This window comes from Edaphosphingomonas haloaromaticamans (assembly GCF_001853345.1).
GTDB lineage: Bacteria > Pseudomonadota > Alphaproteobacteria > Sphingomonadales > Sphingomonadaceae > Sphingomonas_E > Sphingomonas_E fennica.
Window position 1 is genome coordinate 632,725 of record NZ_MIPT01000001.1, and the last position, 18,213, is coordinate 650,937.

General features: G+C 68.4%; 16 protein-coding genes. 11 read left to right on the top strand and 5 right to left on the bottom strand.

What is annotated here, in order from left to right; all coding sequences use genetic code 11:
- Window positions 1–482: 482 nt before the first annotated feature.
- Both BHE75_RS02900 and BHE75_RS02905 read right to left on the bottom strand, forming a co-directional pair.
- On the bottom strand, window positions 483–782 hold the full coding sequence (locus tag BHE75_RS02900; protein WP_015459254.1) for a hypothetical protein: 300 nt from the start codon (window positions 780–782) through the stop codon (window positions 483–485).
- A gap of 303 nt (window positions 783–1,085) precedes the next feature.
- Window positions 1,086–1,958: a LysR family transcriptional regulator gene (locus BHE75_RS02905; protein ID WP_070932269.1), complete on the bottom strand. Its 873-nt coding sequence runs from the start codon at window positions 1,956–1,958 to the stop codon at window positions 1,086–1,088.
- Between the two features lie 124 nt (window positions 1,959–2,082).
- On the opposite strand from BHE75_RS02905, the gene BHE75_RS02910 reads away from it, so the two are divergent.
- Window positions 2,083–3,579, top strand: coding sequence for a CoA-acylating methylmalonate-semialdehyde dehydrogenase (locus BHE75_RS02910; protein WP_015459256.1), 1,497 nt, complete (start codon window positions 2,083–2,085; stop codon window positions 3,577–3,579).
- Window positions 3,580–3,682: 103 nt separating this feature from the next.
- Here the strand turns inward: BHE75_RS02910 and BHE75_RS02915 are convergent, their stop codons facing one another.
- A complete protein-coding gene (locus tag BHE75_RS02915; protein ID WP_070932271.1) occupies window positions 3,683–3,994 on the bottom strand; it encodes a GIY-YIG nuclease family protein in 312 nt (103 codons plus the stop codon).
- Window positions 3,995–4,110: 116 nt separating this feature from the next.
- Between BHE75_RS02915 and BHE75_RS02920 the strand changes: the two genes are divergently transcribed.
- The 4 genes from BHE75_RS02920 to mmsB all read left to right on the top strand — a co-directional run bounded on the left by BHE75_RS02920 (window position 4,111) and on the right by mmsB (window position 8,328).
- Window positions 4,111–5,253: an acyl-CoA dehydrogenase family protein gene (locus BHE75_RS02920; protein WP_070932273.1), complete on the top strand. Its 1,143-nt coding sequence runs from the start codon at window positions 4,111–4,113 to the stop codon at window positions 5,251–5,253.
- Window positions 5,254–5,326: 73 nt separating this feature from the next.
- Window positions 5,327–6,376 carry an enoyl-CoA hydratase/isomerase family protein gene (locus BHE75_RS02925; protein WP_070932275.1) on the top strand — a complete coding sequence of 350 codons (1,050 nt, stop codon included), beginning with the start codon at window positions 5,327–5,329 and terminating at the stop codon, window positions 6,374–6,376.
- A gap of 149 nt (window positions 6,377–6,525) precedes the next feature.
- Complete coding sequence (locus tag BHE75_RS02930) at window positions 6,526–7,302, top strand: enoyl-CoA hydratase-related protein (RefSeq protein WP_015459260.1); 777 nt, start codon at window positions 6,526–6,528, stop codon at window positions 7,300–7,302.
- Between the two features lie 132 nt (window positions 7,303–7,434).
- Complete coding sequence (gene mmsB / locus BHE75_RS02935; RefSeq protein WP_070932277.1) at window positions 7,435–8,328, top strand: 3-hydroxyisobutyrate dehydrogenase; 894 nt, start codon at window positions 7,435–7,437, stop codon at window positions 8,326–8,328.
- A 19-nt stretch (window positions 8,329–8,347) separates the two neighbouring features.
- Here the strand turns inward: mmsB and BHE75_RS02940 are convergent, their stop codons facing one another.
- On the bottom strand, window positions 8,348–8,893 hold the full coding sequence (locus tag BHE75_RS02940) for a CAP domain-containing protein (protein ID WP_254684345.1): 546 nt from the start codon (window positions 8,891–8,893) through the stop codon (window positions 8,348–8,350).
- A gap of 279 nt (window positions 8,894–9,172) precedes the next feature.
- Here BHE75_RS02940 and BHE75_RS02945 point away from each other — a divergent pair, with 279 nt between their 5' ends.
- From BHE75_RS02945 to BHE75_RS02955, 3 genes are all read left to right on the top strand, one after another.
- A complete protein-coding gene (locus tag BHE75_RS02945; protein WP_070932279.1) occupies window positions 9,173–10,738 on the top strand; it encodes a glucan biosynthesis protein in 1,566 nt (521 codons plus the stop codon).
- A gap of 91 nt (window positions 10,739–10,829) precedes the next feature.
- The gene (gene mdoH / locus BHE75_RS02950; protein WP_254684346.1) at window positions 10,830–12,776 is read left to right on the top strand and encodes a glucans biosynthesis glucosyltransferase MdoH; all 1,947 of its coding nucleotides are present in this window, start codon (window positions 10,830–10,832) and stop codon (window positions 12,774–12,776) included.
- A 186-nt stretch (window positions 12,777–12,962) separates the two neighbouring features.
- Window positions 12,963–13,997 (top strand): rod shape-determining protein, encoded by a 1,035-nt coding sequence (locus tag BHE75_RS02955; RefSeq protein WP_015459265.1) that lies wholly within the window; start codon window positions 12,963–12,965, stop codon window positions 13,995–13,997.
- Between the two features lie 20 nt (window positions 13,998–14,017).
- Here the strand turns inward: BHE75_RS02955 and BHE75_RS02960 are convergent, their stop codons facing one another.
- Window positions 14,018–14,524: a CinA family protein gene (locus tag BHE75_RS02960; RefSeq protein ID WP_070932281.1), complete on the bottom strand. Its 507-nt coding sequence runs from the start codon at window positions 14,522–14,524 to the stop codon at window positions 14,018–14,020.
- A gap of 119 nt (window positions 14,525–14,643) precedes the next feature.
- Between BHE75_RS02960 and cobD the strand changes: the two genes are divergently transcribed.
- The 3 genes from cobD to BHE75_RS02975 are packed head-to-tail and all read left to right on the top strand — an operon-like array spanning window position 14,644 to window position 18,012.
- Window positions 14,644–15,639 (top strand): threonine-phosphate decarboxylase CobD, encoded by a 996-nt coding sequence (gene cobD / locus BHE75_RS02965; RefSeq protein WP_070932283.1) that lies wholly within the window; start codon window positions 14,644–14,646, stop codon window positions 15,637–15,639.
- Window positions 15,632–16,567: an adenosylcobinamide-phosphate synthase CbiB gene (cbiB, locus tag BHE75_RS02970; RefSeq protein WP_070935420.1), complete on the top strand. Its 936-nt coding sequence runs from the start codon at window positions 15,632–15,634 to the stop codon at window positions 16,565–16,567. Before cobD ends, cbiB begins: the two co-directional genes overlap by 8 nt.
- Window positions 16,555–18,012: a cobyric acid synthase gene (locus BHE75_RS02975; RefSeq protein WP_070932285.1), complete on the top strand. Its 1,458-nt coding sequence runs from the start codon at window positions 16,555–16,557 to the stop codon at window positions 18,010–18,012. Before cbiB ends, BHE75_RS02975 begins: the two co-directional genes overlap by 13 nt.
- Window positions 18,013–18,213: the final 201 nt, after the last annotated feature.

Genomic DNA, 18,213 nt, shown 5'->3' on the forward strand with positions numbered 1-18,213 from the left:
GGGCATCGGGGAGAAGGGTTTTTCGTCACCTCTCTCGCTTTGTCATTCCCGCGTAAGCGGGAACCTATGGCTATGGTGGGCTCTCTTGAGTCGATGGCGCCCGACACAATGGATTCCCGCCTACGCGGGAATGACGAAGGGAGGCAGCCGGGCAGGCTGCTTTTCCATGGAACGGCGCGTTGCCGGCTTCCCCATCGGCGCTGATGCAAGCTGAGCCTCCACGCAGGGCGGATCGGCATCGAGCAACATGCTAGGCGCGGCGCGCGGCGCAAAAATTCAGTCGGCGCGAAATCGATCCGGGGCCATATCCAAAGAAGATCGGCGCAAGGCCTTCAGGCTTCGAAGCCTGTCGCGCGATGATCTCTGGGAGATAGCGCAGAATAAAAGGCGATCCGGCCGGGCCGCCCCAAAAGCATCGGGGCGGCTCCGTCCGCACGGAGGCCGCCCCGGTTCGTATCTGGATATCGGTTCGCCGGCCGGCCTCAGGCGCGGCGCTGGCCGATCATTGTCATCGTGCCCAGCGGGCCGACCTTGACCGATCCGTTCAGCGTGTCGCCGTCGACGGTGGCGGTGGCATCCATGGTCATCGGCGGCATCTTCAGCTTCATCTTCCAGGTCAGCACGCCGTTCTCGATCTTGCCGTCGATCACGTCGACCTTGCCGGTCGGGCCGTCATTGGAGCCGGTGAAGGTGTCGCCGTTCGTCACGATGGTGAAGACGGACTTCTGCTCGCCCATCGGCGTCTTGGTCACGCAATCCCACTGTCCGTCAGCATTCGCCATGTCGGTATTTCCTCTCGATCGTGTCTTGTGGCGGGCCTTGCCGTCCGAAGGCCCGACCGTGCCCGCCGCGCGAACATGCCTTGCCGGAAGGTCGGGCGATAGGTGGATTCAGGTTGCGGCCCCGGCCTGATCCCCCATCGCCCGGCCGCCGCGACGCCATCTGCCGCGGCGCCTTCCACGCAAGGCACGTCATCCAGCTAAGACGCACGGCATTTCCGAACCCACAGCGGCGATCGCGCCTTCCGGCCGTTTTTCCCGGCGCATGGCCCGGTTGCAAACGTCCGGGGCGACCCGTTTCGCGCTTTACCGCAATCCCGCCACGCACGCCTTCAGCCACGCCGCCACCGCCGCGATCCGGGCCAGCCGGCGGACGTCGCTGTGCGTCACCAGCCAGAAGCTGCGGCGGATGGTGGTGGCCGGCAGGACGGGTGCGAGCGCGGGATCGCGATCGGCGATGAAGGCGGGCAGCACGCCGATGCCGCCGCCGGCCGCCACCATCCTGTGCTGCACGTTGATGCTGGTCGATCGGAGGCGCGCCTCCAGCCCGCCGCCGATCTCGCCCAGATAATCGAGCTCGGGCGCGTAGATGAATTCGGGCACATAGCCGATCAGGCTGTGGGCGTGGAGATCCTCCACCCGGCGCGGGGCCGCATGATCCGCCAGATAGGCGCGCGCCGCATAAAGGCCGAGCGCATAGTCGCCCAGCTTGGCGGCGACGAGCCGCCCGGTGCGCGGCCGCGCCAGCATCACCGCCATGTCCGCCTCCCGCTTGGAGGGGTTGAGGAAGCCCGATGCGGTGACGAGGTCGATGCGGATATCGGGGTTGGCGGCGTGGAAGGCGGGCAGCGCGGGCGCCAGCACCCAGCTCGCAAAGCCCTCCGCCACGCTGAGGCGCACCTGGCCGGACAGGCTGCGCGCGTCGCCGGCCACCTCGCCCATCGCCGCCAGCGCCGCGCTCTCGATCGTCTCGGCATGGGCGAACAGCGCCTCGCCGCGCGGGGTCAGCCGCCGCTCGCCGCCGATCGTCTCGAACAGCGGCGCGCCGAGGCTGGCGGCGAGCCGGCTCATCCTGCGGCCGATGGTGGTGGCGTCGATCCCCAGCATGCGGGCGGCGGGCGCGATCTTCCGCGCGCGCGCCACCGCCAGGAAGATGCGCAGATCGTCCCAGTCGAACATCGCCTGCCTCGTCCCCGCCGGTTGATCCTGCAAAAATGCAGGCCATCCCTGCACGCATGCGCCCTTGCGTGCAATTCCCCGATGGTGAAGGGAGGCGGGGACAGATTAGAGAGGAATGCCGATCATGCGCATCGTCGAGAATTTCATCGCAGGCGCCGCGGCCGCCGGCGGCAACCGGCAGAGCGACATCTTCGATCCCAATTCGGGCCAGGTGCAGGCGCGCGTCGCGTTGGGCGGCGCTGCGGAGCTGCAGAAGGCGGTGGATGCCGCCAAGGCCGCGCAGCCGGCCTGGGCCGCCACCAATCCGCAGCGCCGCGCGCGGGTGATGTTCCGGTTCAAGGAACTGGTCGAGCAGAATATGGAGGAACTCGCCCACCTGCTCTCGTCCGAACATGGCAAGGTGATCGCCGATGCCAAGGGCGATATCCAGCGCGGGCTGGAGGTGATCGAATTCTGCTGCGGCATCCCGCACGTGCTGAAGGGTGAATATACCCAGGGCGCCGGCCCCGGCATCGACGTCTATTCGATGCGCCAGCCGCTCGGCATCGGCGCCGGCATCACGCCGTTCAACTTCCCCGGCATGATTCCGCTGTGGATGGCGGGCGTGGCGATCGCGGTGGGCAACGCCTTCATCCTGAAGCCGTCGGAACGCGATCCCTCCGTCCCCGTCCGCCTGGCGGAGCTGTTCAAGGAAGCGGGCCTGCCCGACGGTATCCTGAACGTGGTGCAGGGCGACAAGGAGATGGTGGACGCGATCCTCGACCATCCCGATATCGCGGCCGTCAGCTTCGTCGGCTCGTCTGATATCGCGCATTATGTCTACCAGCGCGGCGTCGCGGCGGGCAAGCGCGTGCAGGCGATGGGCGGCGCCAAGAATCACGGCATCGTCATGCCGGACGCCGATCTCGATCAGGTGGTGAACGATCTTTCGGGCGCGGCCTTCGGATCGGCCGGCGAACGCTGCATGGCGCTGCCGGTGGTGGTGCCGGTGGGCGAGGATACCGCCAACCGCCTGCGCGAAAAGCTGATCCCGGCGATCGCGGCGCTCCGCGTCGGCGTGTCGACCGATGCGGAGGCGCATTACGGCCCCGTCGTCACCGCCCAGCACAAGGCGCGCATCGAAAACTATATCCAGATGGGCGTGGACGAGGGCGCGGAGCTGGTGGTCGACGGCCGCGGCTTCACCCTCCAGGGCCATGAAAACGGCTTCTTCGTCGGGCCGACGCTGTTCGATCATGTGAAGACGGGCATGCGCACCTATCAGGAGGAGATTTTCGGCCCCGTCCTCCAGATCGTCCGCGCGAAGGATTTCGAGGAAGCGGTGTCGCTGCCGTCGAAGCACCAATATGGCAACGGCGTCGCCATCTTCACCCGCAACGGCCACGCCGCGCGCGAATTCGCGGCCCGCGTGAACGTCGGCATGGTCGGCATCAACGTGCCGATCCCGGTGCCGGTCGCCTATCACACCTTCGGCGGCTGGAAGCGTTCCGCCTTCGGCGATACCAACCAGCACGGCATGGAAGGCGTGAAGTTCTGGACCAAGATCAAGACCGTCACCGCCCGCTGGCCGGACGGTTCGGCCGACGGCGGCAACGCCTTCGTCATTCCCACCATGGGGTGATGGTGGGGATGGAGGTTTCTCCTGCCGTCATGCTGACGAAAGTCAGCATCCATTGCCGCTCCGCTGATATTTCCGGCGTAACGGCAATGGCCCCTGGCTTTCGTCAGGGTGGGGAAAGCGGAGGGAAGCCCCATTCCAGCGCCCGGTCCTCCCAGAAGGGATTGGCCGCCTCGATCAGGGCGACCTTCCAGTCGCGGCGCCACGCCTTCAACTGCTTCTCGCGGGCGATGGCCGAAACCATGTCGCCGAACGTCTCGAAATGAACGAGGCGTCTGACACCATGGCGCGCGGTGAAGCCCGGCACGCTGCCGCTGCGATGCGCGTGAAGGCGTTTCATCGGTTCGGAGGTGACGCCGATATAGAGCGTGCCGTGCCTGCCGCTGGCCAATATGTAGACGCAGGGATTGCGTTCCATTTCCCCACGCTAGCCCGTCAGGCCGGCGCAAGTCAGCATCCGTGTGCGCTGCGCGCCCTTTCGGGCCGGCGGCCAATGGATCCTGACTTTCGTCAGGATGACGATAGGATCCATGCATGACCCAGTTCGATCTTACCGACGACCAGCGCGCCATCCAGGAAATGGCGCGGAAATTCACCGCCGATGCGATCACGCCTTTTGCCGCGCGGTGGGATGAGGATCATCATTTCCCCCGCGATGTCGTGAAGGCGGCGGCCGAGCTCGGCTTCGGCGCCATCTATGTTTCGGAGGAATCCGGGGGCATCGGCCTCGGCCGGATGGAATCGGCGCTGATCATGGAGGCAATGGCCTATGGCTGCCCTTCCACCTCGGCCTTCATCTCGATCCACAACATGGCCGCGTGGATGATTGATCGCTTCGGCGGCGATGCGGTGAAGGCGAAATATCTGGCCGAACTCGTGCCGTGCGAGAAGATCGCGAGCTACTGCCTGACGGAGCCGGGCTCGGGCTCGGATGCCGCCGCGCTCAAGACCAAGGCGGTGCGCGACGGCGATCATTATGTGGTGACGGGGGCCAAGGCCTTTATCTCCGGCGGCGGCGAGAACGATCTCTACGTCACCATGGTACGCACCGGGGAGGACGGGCCGAAGGGCATTTCCTGCCTGGTGATCGAAAAGGACATGCCCGGCGTCTCCTTCGGCGCGCAGGAAAAGAAGCTCGGCTGGCGATCGCAGCCGACCGCGCAGGTCAATTTCGATGGCGTGCGCGTGCCGGTGGAAAATCTGCTCGGCAAGGAAGGCGAAGGCTTCAAGATCGCGATGGCGGGCCTCGACGGCGGCCGCCTCAACATCGGCGCCTGTTCGCTGGGCGGCGCGCAGCGCTGCCTGGACGAGTCGCTGCGCTACACGGCCGAACGCCGCCAGTTCGGCCAGCGCATCCTCGATTTCCAGAACACCCAGTTCGTGCTGGCGGATATGGAGACGGAGCTTCAAGCCGCTCGCATGCTGCTCTACGCGGCGGCGGCGAAGGTCACGGCGGGCGCACATGATCGAACCAGGTTCGCCGCCATGGCGAAGCGGCTGGCCACCGATACCGGCTCGGCTGTGGTTGATCGCGCGCTCCAGCTCCATGGCGGCTACGGCTATCTGCAGGATTATCCGATCGAGCGCTTCTATCGTGACCTGCGCGTCCACCGCATCCTGGAAGGCACGAACGAGATCATGCGCGTCATCATCGCGCGGGAGATGATGCGGCAGTGATCCCTCGCTTCTTCTCCCCGCTCATCCTGGGTAGGGACTGAGCCCAGTCGAAGGCCCGTATCGAAGGACAGCTATGACGGACGAGATGATTTTCGCGGTCGAAGGCGCGGTCGGGCGCATCCGGCTCAATCGGCCCAAGGCGATCCACGCGCTGAACACGGCGATGTGCGATGCGATGATCGAACGGCTGCTCGCCTGGCGCGCCGATCCCGCGATCCGCATGGTGATGATCGACCATGCCGAAGGGCGCGGCTTCTGCGCCGGCGGCGATATCCGCATGATCGCGGAAAGCGGCGCCACCGATGGCGTCGGCGCGCGCGATTTCTTCTTCCGCGAATATCGCCTCAACCACCTGCTCTTCACCTATGCCAAGCCCGTGATCGCCTTCATGGACGGCATCACCATGGGCGGCGGCGTCGGCATCTCGCAGCCGGCGGCCTATCGCATCGCCACCGAACGCACCGTCTATGCCATGCCCGAAAGCGGCATCGGCCTGTTCCCGGATGTCGGCGGCGGCTGGTATCTCTCGCGCCTGCCGGGCCGCACCGGCCAGTTCCTGGCCCTGACCGGCGCGCGGATCGACGGGGCGGAATGCGTCGCGCTGGGCCTTGCCACCCATTATGTGCCGAGCGACGGGCTGGATGCGCTGAAGGCCGCGATCGCCGCCGATCCGGGCGAGGTGGATCAGATCCTGGCGGGCTTCGCGGTGCCGCCGCCGCCCGCGCGCATCGCCGGCAATCGCGAGCGGATCGATCGCCTGTTCGCGCCCGAGACGCTGGAAGGCGTGATCGCCGCGCTCCAGGCGGACGGATCGGAATGGGCGGAGAAGGAGCTGGCGACGCTCGCCACCAAATCGCCCACCACCTGCAAGGTATCGCTGCGGCTGCTGGCGCAGGGGCGCGACCATGCGGATTTCGCGGACGAGATGCGCGTCGAATATCGCGTCGCCTCCCACATCTGCCAGCGCCACGATTTCATCGAAGGCGTGCGCGCGCTGATCATCGACAAGGATAATGCGCCCAGATGGGATCCGGCGACGCCCGAAGGGGTGAGCGATCATGTGATCGACCAGATCTTCGCGCCGCTGCCGGAGAATCAGGAATGGACGCCGGTGCCGCTATAGGCTTTCCCGCCATGCTGAACCCGTTTCAGCATCCATCGATGCCGTGCCGGGAATTCATGCGTGGCGGCAACGGGGCCTGGCTTTCGTCAGGATGACCCATGAAAGCCGGTTGGACGCCGCACCACAGGATGACGAAAGGAACGAATGAAATGGCCACCTATGAAACGCTGCTGGTGGAAAACCATGGCGCCGTCACACTGATCCGGCTCAACCGGCCGCAGGCGCTCAACGCGCTCAACACGCAGGTGCTGGCCGATCTCATCGCCGCCTTCGCCGCCTTCGATGCCGATCCGGGCCAGCGCTGCGCCGTCCTCACCGGCAATGAAAAGGCGTTCGCCGCCGGCGCCGACATCAAGGAAATGCAGCCCAAGGGCTTTGCCGCCATGTATGCGGAGAATTTCTTCGCCGGCTTCGAACGGGTCACGGCCACGCGTAAGCCGTGGATCGCGGCGGTCGCGGGCTTCGCGCTGGGCGGCGGGTGCGAGCTGGCGATGATGGCCGATTTCATCCTGGCCGCCGATACGGCCAGGTTCGGCCAGCCCGAAATCAAGCTCGGCGTGGCGCCCGGCATGGGCGGGTCGCAGCGGCTCACCCGCGCGGTGGGCAAGGCCAAGGCGATGGAAATGTGCCTCACCGGCCGGATGATGGACGCGGCCGAGGCCGAACGCGCCAGCCTGGTCGCCCGGGTGGTGCCGGCCGCCGATCTCGTCGACGAAGCGCTGAAGACGGCCGCGCAGATCGCGGCGATGCCGCCGCTGGCCGCCATCGCCAACAAGGAAATGGTGAACGCCGCCTTCGAAACCGGGCTTGCCCAGGGCATCCTGTTCGAACGCCGCCTGTTCAACGGCCTCTGCGCCACGGAGGACAAGGCCGAAGGCATGACCGCCTTCGTCGAAAAGCGCCCCGGCAACTGGACGGGCAAATAACCTCCTTCCCCTTTCAAGGGAGGGGCCGGGGGGCGGGTGACGCCGGTTGCGAAACAATCGCGCGCCCTCCCCGGGCTCATCCCACCCCCTAACCCCCTTCCTTGCAAGAGAGGGGGAATTACGGAGAGACACATGGCACGCATCGGTTTCATCGGGCTCGGCAATATGGGCGGCGGCATGGCCGCCAACCTCGCCAAGGCGGGGCATGATGTCCGCGCCTTCGATCTGTCGCAGGATGCGCTGGATCGGGCGAAGGCCGCCGGCTGCCTGCCGGCGGCGTCGGCGGCGGAGGCCGTAACCGATGCGGAATTCGTGGTGACGATGCTGCCCGCCGGCAAGCATGTCCGCGCCGTTTATGAAGGCGAGGTGTTCGGCGCCGTGCCCGGCACCGCGCTGCTGCTGGATTGCTCCACCATCGACGTCGCCTCGGCCCGCGCCGTGGGCGCGGCCGCGCAGGCCAAGGGGCTCGCCATGGTGGATGCGCCCGTCTCGGGCGGCATAGCGGCGGCCAATGGCGGCACGCTTACCTTCATGGTCGGCGGATCGGCGGAGCATTTCGCCCGCGCCCAGCCGATCCTGGAAAGGATGGGCAAGGCGGTGATCCATGCCGGCCCGCTCGGTTCCGGCCAAGCCGCCAAGATCTGCAATAACATGCTGCTGGGCGCCACCATGGTCGCGACCTGCGAGGCGTTCGTGATGGCGCAGAAGCTGGGCCTCGATCCACAGACCTTCTTCGACATCTCGTCCAAGGCCTCGGGGCAGAGCTGGTCGATGACCAGCTATTGCCCGCTGCCCGGCGTCGGCCCGCAGACGCCGGCGGACAACGGCTATCAGGGCGGCTTCGCCTCCGCGCTGATGCTCAAGGATCTGAAGCTCGCGGTCGAGGCGGCGCAGGGCGTCGACGCCGCCGTGCCGATGGGCGCGGCCGCCGGCGCGCTCTACCAGGCCTTCGTCAATGCCGGGAACGGCGTGCTGGATTTCTCCGGCATCATCCGGATGCTTGCCGGCGCCGACGGCCGCGAATGAGGGCGGTCGCGATCGCCGGCTAGCGCGCCGGATCGGGCACCTTGCCGAACCACACCACGGCATAGCGCCCGTCCAGCGCGACCCCCATCGCCCGCCAGCCGGTTCCGGCCCAGCGCCCCTGTTCCAGGATCACCGCATTGTGGGCGGCGCTGCCGCGCCACAGGTCGAAAGCGATGTCGGCGTCGATCCCCTCGCTATATCGCGCCGCGATTTCGAATCCCTGGCCGCCATAGGCCCCGCGCGTGATCTCGCGCGGCTTGCTCCACATCAGCTGGGCGCGGGCATGGTCCGCCGTGTAGCAGACCGGCGTCGCGCCCGATGCGGCGGACCAGCTGTGCAGAGTGCAGCGCCGCCCGTCCCCGTCCGTGCCGGAATCGGGATTATGATCCTCGAGATCGCGGGCATGGGCGTGGGCCACGCGGGCGAGCGCGGGCGAATAGGGGATGGGCGGCAGCCCGTGCGCCGCGCGATAATCGTTGAGGAAATCCGCGATGCGCGCTTCCTCGCCCGACGGCGCAAGCATGCCGGCGGCCGCCAGCAGCAGCGTCGATATCGATCCAATCATGCGGAAAACCAGCCGATAACCCAGAACCCGATATCGCCCCATCGGCGATCGGCCGGCCGCCGGCAAGCCCGCCACGGCGCGTTTCCGGATCGCTTCGCCGCTCGGGCCGCTTAAGCCTGGCTTCATGTTCATCGCGCCATAGGCACCGCCGGGCGAGCGGGATTTGCCGCCGCGCGGGGCTGCGTTAGATGGATCGGTAGCGCAACGAAGGCCCGTTGAACCAAAGGCCCGGTCCGGCGTCTTGTGCCAAGCGTATCAGCAACGGAACGATCCAGACGAATGCCCAATAACTCACCTGTCACGTCTCGCGAACCTTCGGCGCCCGGCATCCTGTCGCGGCGGCATGCCCTGGCGGGGATCGCCACCACCGGCCTCATCCTCGCCACTGGCGGTGCCCAGGCGGCGCGGAAGNGCGGCGGCCAGCCATTCTCGTGGGAATGGCTGCAGCAGCTCGCCGTGGATCGCGGGCGGGAAGGCTGGCACGCGCCCGAGCCGATCGCCGCTGCCGCTGCGATCGACTATGATGAGGTGAACCGTATCAGCTTCCGCGCCGATCATGCGCTGTGGCGCGGCGATGGCGAGCGGGAGACGCGCTTCTTCCCGATCCACCGTTTCGCCAACACGCCGGTGGAGATCAACCGGGTCGAGGGCGGCCGCGCCTTCCCCGTGCCCTTTTCGCCGGCAATGTATGATATCGCGCCGGACAAGCATGGCCGCCGTTTCCAGATGGCGCCGGGCTTTGCCGGCTTCCGCCTGATGAATGCCGGCGGCCGGGGGGACTGGCTCGCCTATCAGGGCGCATCCTATTTCCGCTCCGCCGGCCAGCTCCACCAATATGGCCTGTCGGCCCGTGCGCTCGCCATCGATACCGGGATCGACGGGCAGGAGGAGTTTCCGATCTTCACCCGCTTCTGGCTGATGCCGGGGCCGGATGACGCGATGACGGTATTCGCGCTGCTGGAAGGGCCGAGCGTCACCGGCGCCTACCGCTTCGTCAACCGCAAGACGGAGGCGGGGCCGGTGCAGGATGTGACCGCCACGCTCCATCTGCGCCGCGATGTCGCGCGGCTGGGGATCGCGCCGCTCACCAGCATGTTCTGGTATGGCGAGGGCAATCGCGCCCAGGCGATCGACTGGCGCCCGGAAATCCACGATTCGGATGGGCTGGCCATGCTCACCGGCGCGGGCGAGCGTATCTGGCGCCCGCTCGGCAACCCGCCGCACCCCACCACCAGCAGCTATAGCGACAGCAATCCGCGCGGCTTCGGCCTGCTCCAGCGCGACCGGCAGTTCGTCCATTATCAGGATGACGGCGCTTATTATGAAAAGCGCCCCAATCTGTGGGTCGAGCCGATCGGCGATTGGGGGCCGGGCGCGGTGATGCTCTACGAAATCCCGACGGTGCGGGAGATCGAGGACAATATCGTTGCTTTCTGGACCCCGGCCGGACCCGCCAGGGCCGGCAACCGTTATGACATCGGCTACCGCCTCACCTGGGGCGGGGAGGATCCCGCGCCGGCGGGCCTTGCCCGCGCCGTGGATTGCTGGACGGGCGTGGCCGGGCGGCCGGGCCATGATCCGCTGCCCGATGCCCGCCGCCTCGTCGCGGATTTCGAAGGCGCGCGGCTGGCCGGCCTCGATCGTGAAAGCGGCGTTGAAGGCGTGGTGACGACCAATGGCGGCAAGGTAATCGCCACCTATGCCTATCCGGTGGTCGGCACCGCCTCCCGCTGGCGGTTGATCGTCGATGTCGACCGGTCGGACGGCCGACCGAGTGATTTGCGCGCTTACCTGAAGCGGGGAGGCGATGCGTTAAGCGAAACGCTTCTCTACCTCCTGTATTGAAGGGCAGAGCGTATCGTTGCCCAACCGGTTGAACGAAAAAAGAAACGGAGCCGGTTGTTCTGGGGAGGGTGATCCGGGGGAAACATAATAGATGGGTTTGACCACCGTGCATCTGCATAAGGTACAGCAATTGTCGGCCGCCGAACGGAAAAGCATGCCCTTTTCCGAACCTCTGCTGCCGAATGAGGCGCCATTGGCGATGCCGGTGCAATCGCTGGATACGGCCACGTCGCTGGCCGATCTGGAGCCCGGCCCCACCGCCATCGCGGTCGAGGGCGTGTGGGAGCGCCGCCTGTTCCTCGTGCTCGGCAGCCTGCTGGTGGGCATCGCCGCGACACAGGAGATGATGCGATCCTTCGCGGCGGACGGGCTCAGCCTCCTCGACGTGATCCTCTCGCTCCTTTTCTTCAGCCTCTATAGCTGGATCACCTTCGGCTTCCTCGGCGCCCTCGCCGGGCTGGTCGTGCTGCTGGGCAACGGGCCGGGCCTGTCGCGCTGGTTCACGCGGCTGCGCCTGCCGAAGCGGCGCACGGCGGTGCTGATGCCGATCTACAACGAGGATACCGAGGCGGTGTTCGGCCGCATCGCCGAGATGAGCGCATCGATCGCGGCGATCGGCGGGCAGGACCTGTTCCACATCTTTGTGCTCAGCGATTCCCGCGCCGACATGGAGGCGCGCGAGCTTGCCGCGCTGCGTGTCGTGCGCGCCGGCAACCCGGTGAAGGTGTTCTACCGCCGCCGGACCGAGAATATCGCCCGCAAGCCGGGCAATATCGCCGAATGGATCGGCCGTTTCGGCGCCGCCTACGAGAATATGATCGTCCTCGACGCGGACAGCCTTATGAGCGGGCCGGCCATGGCGCTGCTCGCCACGACGATGGAGGAACGGCCCAGCGTCGGCCTGATCCAGACGATCCCGACGATCATCAACGCCCGCACCTTCTTCGCGCGCTGGCACCAGTTCGCGGCGGTCGCCTATGGCCCGGCCGCCGCCGCCGGCCTGCAATGGTGGTCGGGCACGGAATCGACCTTCTGGGGCCACAACGCCATCGTCCGCGTCCGCGCCTTCGCCGAAAGCTGCGGCCTGCCGCGCCTGCCGGGGCCGGAACCGTTCGGCGGCCATGTGCTGAGCCACGACATGGTGGAAGCCGCGCTGCTGCGCCGCAACGGCTGGTCGGTCCACATGGTCTCGCTGCCGGAAGGCAGCTACGAGGAATTTCCGCCGACGATCGCCGATCATTCGGTGCGCGATCGCCGCTGGTGCCAGGGCAACCTCCAGCATGTCCGCCTGCTGGGCGCGCGCGGCTTCCACTGGGTGAACCGCCTGCAACTGCTGATGGGCGCGTCCGCCTTCCTCACCTCGCCGCTGTGGATGCTGATGCTGCTGCTCGGCATCGCCGCTTCGGTCGGTGCGTCGGATGCCACCTTCTCCTCGCCGCCCGATACCTGGCTGGTGATGCTCACGCTGCTCCTGCTGTTCGGGCCGAAGCTGATCGCCGTCCTCTGGCTCAGCGTCGACGATGGCCTGCGCGCGGCGATGGGCGGCGCGCGCAAGCTCGCCGCGACGATCGCGATCGAAATGCCGCTGTCCATGGCGATGGCGCCGATCACGATGGTCAACCAGACGATGGCGATCATCGATATCCTGCGCGGCCGCCCGGTGGGCTGGATGCCGCAGCGGCGCGATGCCGATGGCATGCCGCTGCGCGACGCCCTGATGCTCTGCCGCGTGCATATCGGCCTGGGTTTCGCGCTGCTGCTGCCGCTGCTGCTGGGCGCGGGCTTCGCCATCTGGGCGCTGCCGGTCGCGATCGGCCTGATCGCGTCGCCCTTCACGGCGATGCTCACCTCGCGCGTCGATGTCGGCGACTGGTTCGCCCGCCACGGCTTGTTCGCGGTGCCGAACGGCACCTCGGCGACGGCGCAGGCGACGCTGGTGGGCGAGGAGCCTCTGCCCGCCGCCGGCCATCTGGCGGGCACCACGGCGATGGCGCGTGCCTTCGTCGCCCGGCCGATCGGCCCCGCCGTCCGCCCCTGAAGCCTTATTCCGGCCCGGCTTTGCCGCCGGGCCGCCGCCCATTCTCCCGGTCGCCCCGGATAAGGGCCATTTGGCCGCTGGCGCGGTTGACCATATGCCTTGCCAGCCCCCAACCCCGGCGGATCGGCGATGCGGCGCGCCGGGCATCGCACCGATGCGGTCACAGCCGGGAGCAAGAACAGATCAATGTCGCGTTTCTTTCAGTTCGCGTCGCATGACATGGCCATCGATCTCGGCACCGCCAACACGGTCGTCTATCTGCGCGATGCCGGCATCGTCCTCAACGAACCGTCCGTGGTGGCGATCGAGACCCGCAACGGCGTGAAGAAGGTCCGCGCCGTGGGTGCGGACGCCAAGCTGATGCTGGGCAAGACGCCGGAGCATATCCAGGCGATCCGCCCGCTGCGCGACGGCGTGATCGCGGACATCGACATCGCCGAGCAGATGATCAAGCATTTCATCCACAAGCTGCACGGCGGCACCAAGCGCTTCCTGCGCCGGCCGGAGATCATCGTCGGCATCTCTTCCGGCGCGACGGTGGTGGAGCGCCGCGCCATCCGCGACGCCGCCTCCAACGCTGGCGCCTCGCGCGTGCTGCTGGTGGAGGAGCCGATGGCCGCCGCGATCGGCGCCGGCCTGCCGGTGATCGATCCCGTGGGCGTGATGGTGGTCGATATCGGCGGCGGCACCACCGAGGTGGCGGTGCTGTCGCTGCGCGGGCTGGCCTATAGCGCGTCGGTGCGGGTCGGCGGCGACAAGATGGACGACGCCATCACCTCGGCGATCCGGCGGCGGCACAATCTGATGGTGGGCGAGGCGACGGCCGAGCGGATCAAGCAGCAGATCGGCAGCGCCACCACGCCGCCCGGCCATGGCGCCGAACTGCGGATCAAGGGCCGCGATCTCGTCGCCGGCGTGCCCAAGGAGATCGTGGTGACGGAGGCCGAGATCGCGGAGGCGATCGCCGAGCCCGTCAGCCAGATCGTCGGCGCCGTGCTGGCCGCGCTCGAAAATACCCCGCCGGAGCTGGCGGCCGATATCGTCGATCGCGGCATCGTCCTCACCGGCGGCGGCGCGCTGCTTCGGAATATCGACGCGCTGATCGCGGAGGAGACGGGGCTGCCCGTCACCGTCGCCGATGAGGCGCTGGCCTGCGTGGCCAAGGGCGCCGGCCGGGCGATGGAGGATGCCGCCTATCGCGGCGTGCTGCGGCAGAGCTGAGGCGCGCCGGGGGCGGCCCGTCAGCCGATGGCGTCGCGCATCATCTCCAGCGCGGCGCGCAGGCTGGCGATGCGGATCGCGCCGCGCCCGATCGCGCCGAAATGCGCCTCGCGATGCGTGGTCGCGCCGCCGCGCAGGGCGCAGGCGAGATGGACGAGCCCTTCCTCGTCCCCCGGCCCGCCCGCGCCGGCGAAGCCCGTGATCGCCATCGCTATATCGGCGTGCGATCGCAGGATCGCGCCCTTCGCCATCGCCACGGCCACCTCGCGGCTCACCGCGCCGCAGCTGTCGATCCGTTCGCGCGCGATACCGAGCAGCTCGCACTTGGCATCCTCGCTGTAGCAGACGAAGCCCCGTTCGAAGACATGACCCGCGCCCTCGACGTCGGTGAGCAGCGACGCCAGCAGCCCGCCGGTGCAGCTTTCCGCCGTGGCGAGCGTGCGATCGCGGTCCCGCGCGGCGCGAAGCACCGCGTGCACCAGCGCCTCGATGTCATCCGGCAAAGCAGGCGAAAGCGTCTCGGTCATCCTGTGCCTCCCCGTTCCCGCTGCCCAACCCGCGCGGCATCAACGCGGTTCCGTGCCGGCGAAAAGCCGGTTAAGGCCGGCGCCTCGGATGATGGCGGGGCGGAGTGCGGCGAAGCGCGATGGTGTCGGACGACTGGACCTTTCATGGCGGCCGGCTGGATCGCGCGCGGATGGTCTATGCCGATGCGCCGCGCCCCTGGATCGATCTTAGCACGGGCATAAATCCGCATGGCTGGGATGCGGGCCTCGCCGGGCCGATCGACTGGCGCGCCTTGCCCGATCCGCAGGCGCTTGGGCGCCTGGAGGCGGCCGCCGCCGCCTGTTTCGGCGCCGCGCCCGATCGTGTCCGGGCGCTGCCGGGCACGGAGATCGGCCTGCGGCTGCTGCCGGCGCTCGGCCTGCCCGCGCCCTTCCGCCATGTCGAACCCGGCTATCGCACGCACGGCGACGCGCTTGCCGGCAGCATTGCCATATCGGCCGACGCCCTGGACCAGGAGGCCGCGCGCGGCGGCACGATCCTGCTCGCCAATCCCAACAATCCCGATGGCGGCATCCTTCCGCCCGCCACGCTGGTCGATCTCGCGCGGCGGATAGCGGGAAAAGGCGGCTGGCTGGTGGTGGACGAAGCCTTCGCCGATGCCTGCCCGGAAGCGGGCATCCTGCCGATGCTGGAGGCGGACCTGCCGGTGATCGTGCTGCGGTCCTTCGGCAAATATTTCGGGCTGGCGGGCCTGCGGCTGGGCTTCATGATCGCGCCGCCCGCCATGCTGGAAAGGCTCGACCGGCGGCTGGGAAGCTGGCCGGTCTCGGCGGCCGCGATCGCGATCGGCACCGCCGCCTATCGCGACGCGGCCTGGATCGCCGCCACCCGCCGCAGGCTGCGCGCCGATGCCGATGCGCTGGATGCCCTGCTCACCCGCCACGGCCTGGAGGGGCGGGGCGCGTGCCCGCTTTTCCGCCTGATCGAAACCGACGATGCGCCCGCCTTGTTCGAACGGCTGGCGCGGCAGGGCATATTGACCCGGCCGTTCGATTATCAGCCCCGCTGGCTGCGGCTCGGCCTCCCCGCCGATGCCGCATTCGATCGGCTCGACCGGGCCCTGGCGCATGGCTAGCGGCGTCGCCTGCGTGGCGCTGGCGATCGATGCGCTGATCGGCTGGCCGCCCGCGCTCTACCGCCGCATCGGCCATCCCGTGGGCCTGTTCGCCCGCGTGATCGACGGGCTGGAAGGGCGCTGGAACCGGCCGGGCCGCAGCGATGTCGCCCGCCGAGCCGCCGGCATCGCCGCCATGGCGCTGCTGATCGGCGGCACCTTTCTGGTCGCGCTCGCGATCGAACAGATGCTCTGGGCTTGGCTCGGCCGCTGGGGATGGATCGGCGTCGCGGCCGCCGCCGCCCCCGGCCTTGCCGTGCGCAGCCTCCACGATCATGTCCGGCCGGTCGCATCCCGGCTCGCGGCCGGCGACCTTGCCGGCGCGCGCCGGGCGGTGGGGATGATCGTCGGGCGCGATACCGGTGCGCTGGACGAAGCCGGCGTCGCCCGCGCCGCGATCGAAAGCCTTTCGGAAAGCTTCTGCGACGGCGTCGCCGCGCCTTTCTTCTGGCTTCTCCTGCTCGGCCTGCCCGGCATCTGGACCTACAAGGCGATCAACACCGCCGACAGCTTGGTGGGTCATCGCGAGGAACGCTGGCGGGCTTATGGCTGGGCAGCCGCCCGCATCGACGATGCCGCCAATTTCCTGCCGGCACGGCTGGCCGGCCTGCTGATCTACCTTGCCGGCATGGGCGGCTGGCGGGTGATGGCGCGCGATCATCGCCACCATGCCTCCCCCAATGCCGGCTGGCCGGAGGCGGCGATGGCGGGCGCGCTCGGCCTGCGGCTCGGCGGGCCGAGCGCCTATGACGGCATCATGCAGGACAAGCCGTGGATCGGCGACGGCCGCGCGGCGGCCACGGCCGCGGATATCGCCCGCGCGCTCCGCATCTACATCCGCGCCTGCCTGCTCCTCTGGATAGCGGGGGCAATCGCATGGGCGGCCTGATGCTGCAGGGCACCGGATCGGATGTCGGCAAGTCGGTGCTCGTCGCCGGCCTGTGCCGGGCCTTCGCCAATCGCGGGCTTTCGGTGCGCCCGTTCAAGCCGCAGAACATGTCGAACAACGCGGCCGTCACGGTGGACGGCGGGGAGATCGGCCGCGCCCAGGCGACGCAGGCGATTGCGGCCCGCGTGGCCCCCCATAGCGACATGAACCCGGTGCTGCTGAAGCCGCAGGCCGATCGCACTTCGCAGCTCATCGTCCGGGGCCAGGTGCGCGGCACGATCGGCGCCGGCAATTTCCGCGAGGCGCGCCGCCCGCTGCTGGGCGAGGTGCTGGAAAGCTACCGTCGGCTCCGGGCCCAATGCGATGTCGTGGTGGTCGAAGGCGCGGGATCGCCGGCCGAAATCAACCTGCGCGCCGGCGATATCGCCAATATGGGCTTCGCGCGGGCGGCCGATGTGCCCGTCATCCTTGTCGGCGATATCGATCGCGGCGGCGTGATCGCGGCGGTCGCCGGCACCCGCGCGGTGATCGATCCGATGGACGCGGCGATGATCCGGGGCTTCATCATCAACAAGTTCCGTGGCGATCCCGCCTTGTTCGACGATGGCTATCGCATGATCGAAAGCCTGTCCGGCTGGCGCGGCTTCGGCGTGGTGCCCTGGCTCAAGGATGCGGTGCGCCTGCCCAGCGAGGATGCGGTGATCCTCGAGCGCCACCGGAACGACGACAGGGGCCGGCTGGTCGTCGCCTGCCCGATCCTGCCGCGCATCTCCAATTTCGACGATCTCGATCCGCTGCGGCTGGAACCCGATGTCGAGCTGCTGATGGTGCCGCCCGGCAGGCCGATCCCGGCCGAGGCGCGGCTGATCGTGCTGGCCGGATCGAAGGCGACTATCGCCGACCTCGCGGCGCTGCGCGCCGAAGGCTGGGATATCGATATCCTCGCGCACCACCGCCGCGGCGGCGCGGTGCTGGGCCTGTGTGGCGGCTATCAGATGCTCGGCTGGCGCATCGCCGATCCCGCCGGCATCGAAGGCCCGCCGGGATCGGTCGTGGGCCTTGGCCTGCTGGATGTCGAAACCGTCCTCACGCCGGCCAAGACGCTGAAGGCGGTCGCCGGCACGGCGCTGGGCGGCCGGTTCTCGGGTTACGAGATGCATATGGGCGAAACCGGGGGAGCGGACGCCGCCGCGCGCCCTTTCGCCCGGCTGGACGATGGCCGCGCGGATGGCGCGCTATCGGCCGACGGCCTCGTCATGGGCAGCTATGTCCACGGCCTGCTGGCGGAACCCGGCCTGCGCGGCACGCTCCTCGTCCGTATTGGCGCGGCCGGCGGCGGGCATGACCAGGCCGCTGCGGTCGACGCCGCGCTCGATTCCATCGCCGCCGTGCTGGAAGCGCATCTCGATATTCCGGCGCTGATCGCCCTCGCCCAGGGGCATTGACACATAATCTGCGGTAGCGGCCGGAGGGCGCTGTTCCGGCAGGGATTCCAGCCCCTGTTGCTGCGATGCAACGCGATTCGTCGGCGCGACCCGCCGAAACCTTTTGTCGATCGGTGCATTTGACATACGATCCCTTGGATTGCGCGGGGCCGCGACTCGGCCCGGCGCACCGCAAATTTTTTCGCAATGCAGCGAGGTGCT

Coding starts and splice junctions, on each gene's coding strand:
- BHE75_RS02955 (WP_015459265.1), top strand. CDS start 12,963: ATGTCGCGTTTCTTTCAGTTCGCGTCGCATGACATGGCCATCGATCTC.
- BHE75_RS02900 (WP_015459254.1), bottom strand. CDS start 782: ATGGCGAATGCTGACGGACAGTGGGATTGCGTGACCAAGACGCCGATG.
- BHE75_RS02915 (WP_070932271.1), bottom strand. CDS start 3,994: ATGGAACGCAATCCCTGCGTCTACATATTGGCCAGCGGCAGGCACGGC.
- BHE75_RS02940 (WP_254684345.1), bottom strand. CDS start 8,893: ATGATTGGATCGATATCGACGCTGCTGCTGGCGGCCGCCGGCATGCTT.
- BHE75_RS02975 (WP_070932285.1), top strand. CDS start 16,555: ATGGGCGGCCTGATGCTGCAGGGCACCGGATCGGATGTCGGCAAGTCG.
- cobD (WP_070932283.1), top strand. CDS start 14,644: ATGGTGTCGGACGACTGGACCTTTCATGGCGGCCGGCTGGATCGCGCG.
- BHE75_RS02905 (WP_070932269.1), bottom strand. CDS start 1,958: ATGTTCGACTGGGACGATCTGCGCATCTTCCTGGCGGTGGCGCGCGCG.
- BHE75_RS02920 (WP_070932273.1), top strand. CDS start 4,111: ATGACCCAGTTCGATCTTACCGACGACCAGCGCGCCATCCAGGAAATG.
- mmsB (WP_070932277.1), top strand. CDS start 7,435: ATGGCACGCATCGGTTTCATCGGGCTCGGCAATATGGGCGGCGGCATG.
- BHE75_RS02910 (WP_015459256.1), top strand. CDS start 2,083: ATGCGCATCGTCGAGAATTTCATCGCAGGCGCCGCGGCCGCCGGCGGC.
- cbiB (WP_070935420.1), top strand. CDS start 15,632: ATGGCTAGCGGCGTCGCCTGCGTGGCGCTGGCGATCGATGCGCTGATC.
- BHE75_RS02960 (WP_070932281.1), bottom strand. CDS start 14,524: ATGACCGAGACGCTTTCGCCTGCTTTGCCGGATGACATCGAGGCGCTG.
- BHE75_RS02925 (WP_070932275.1), top strand. CDS start 5,327: ATGACGGACGAGATGATTTTCGCGGTCGAAGGCGCGGTCGGGCGCATC.
- mdoH (WP_254684346.1), top strand. CDS start 10,830: ATGGGTTTGACCACCGTGCATCTGCATAAGGTACAGCAATTGTCGGCC.
- BHE75_RS02930 (WP_015459260.1), top strand. CDS start 6,526: ATGGCCACCTATGAAACGCTGCTGGTGGAAAACCATGGCGCCGTCACA.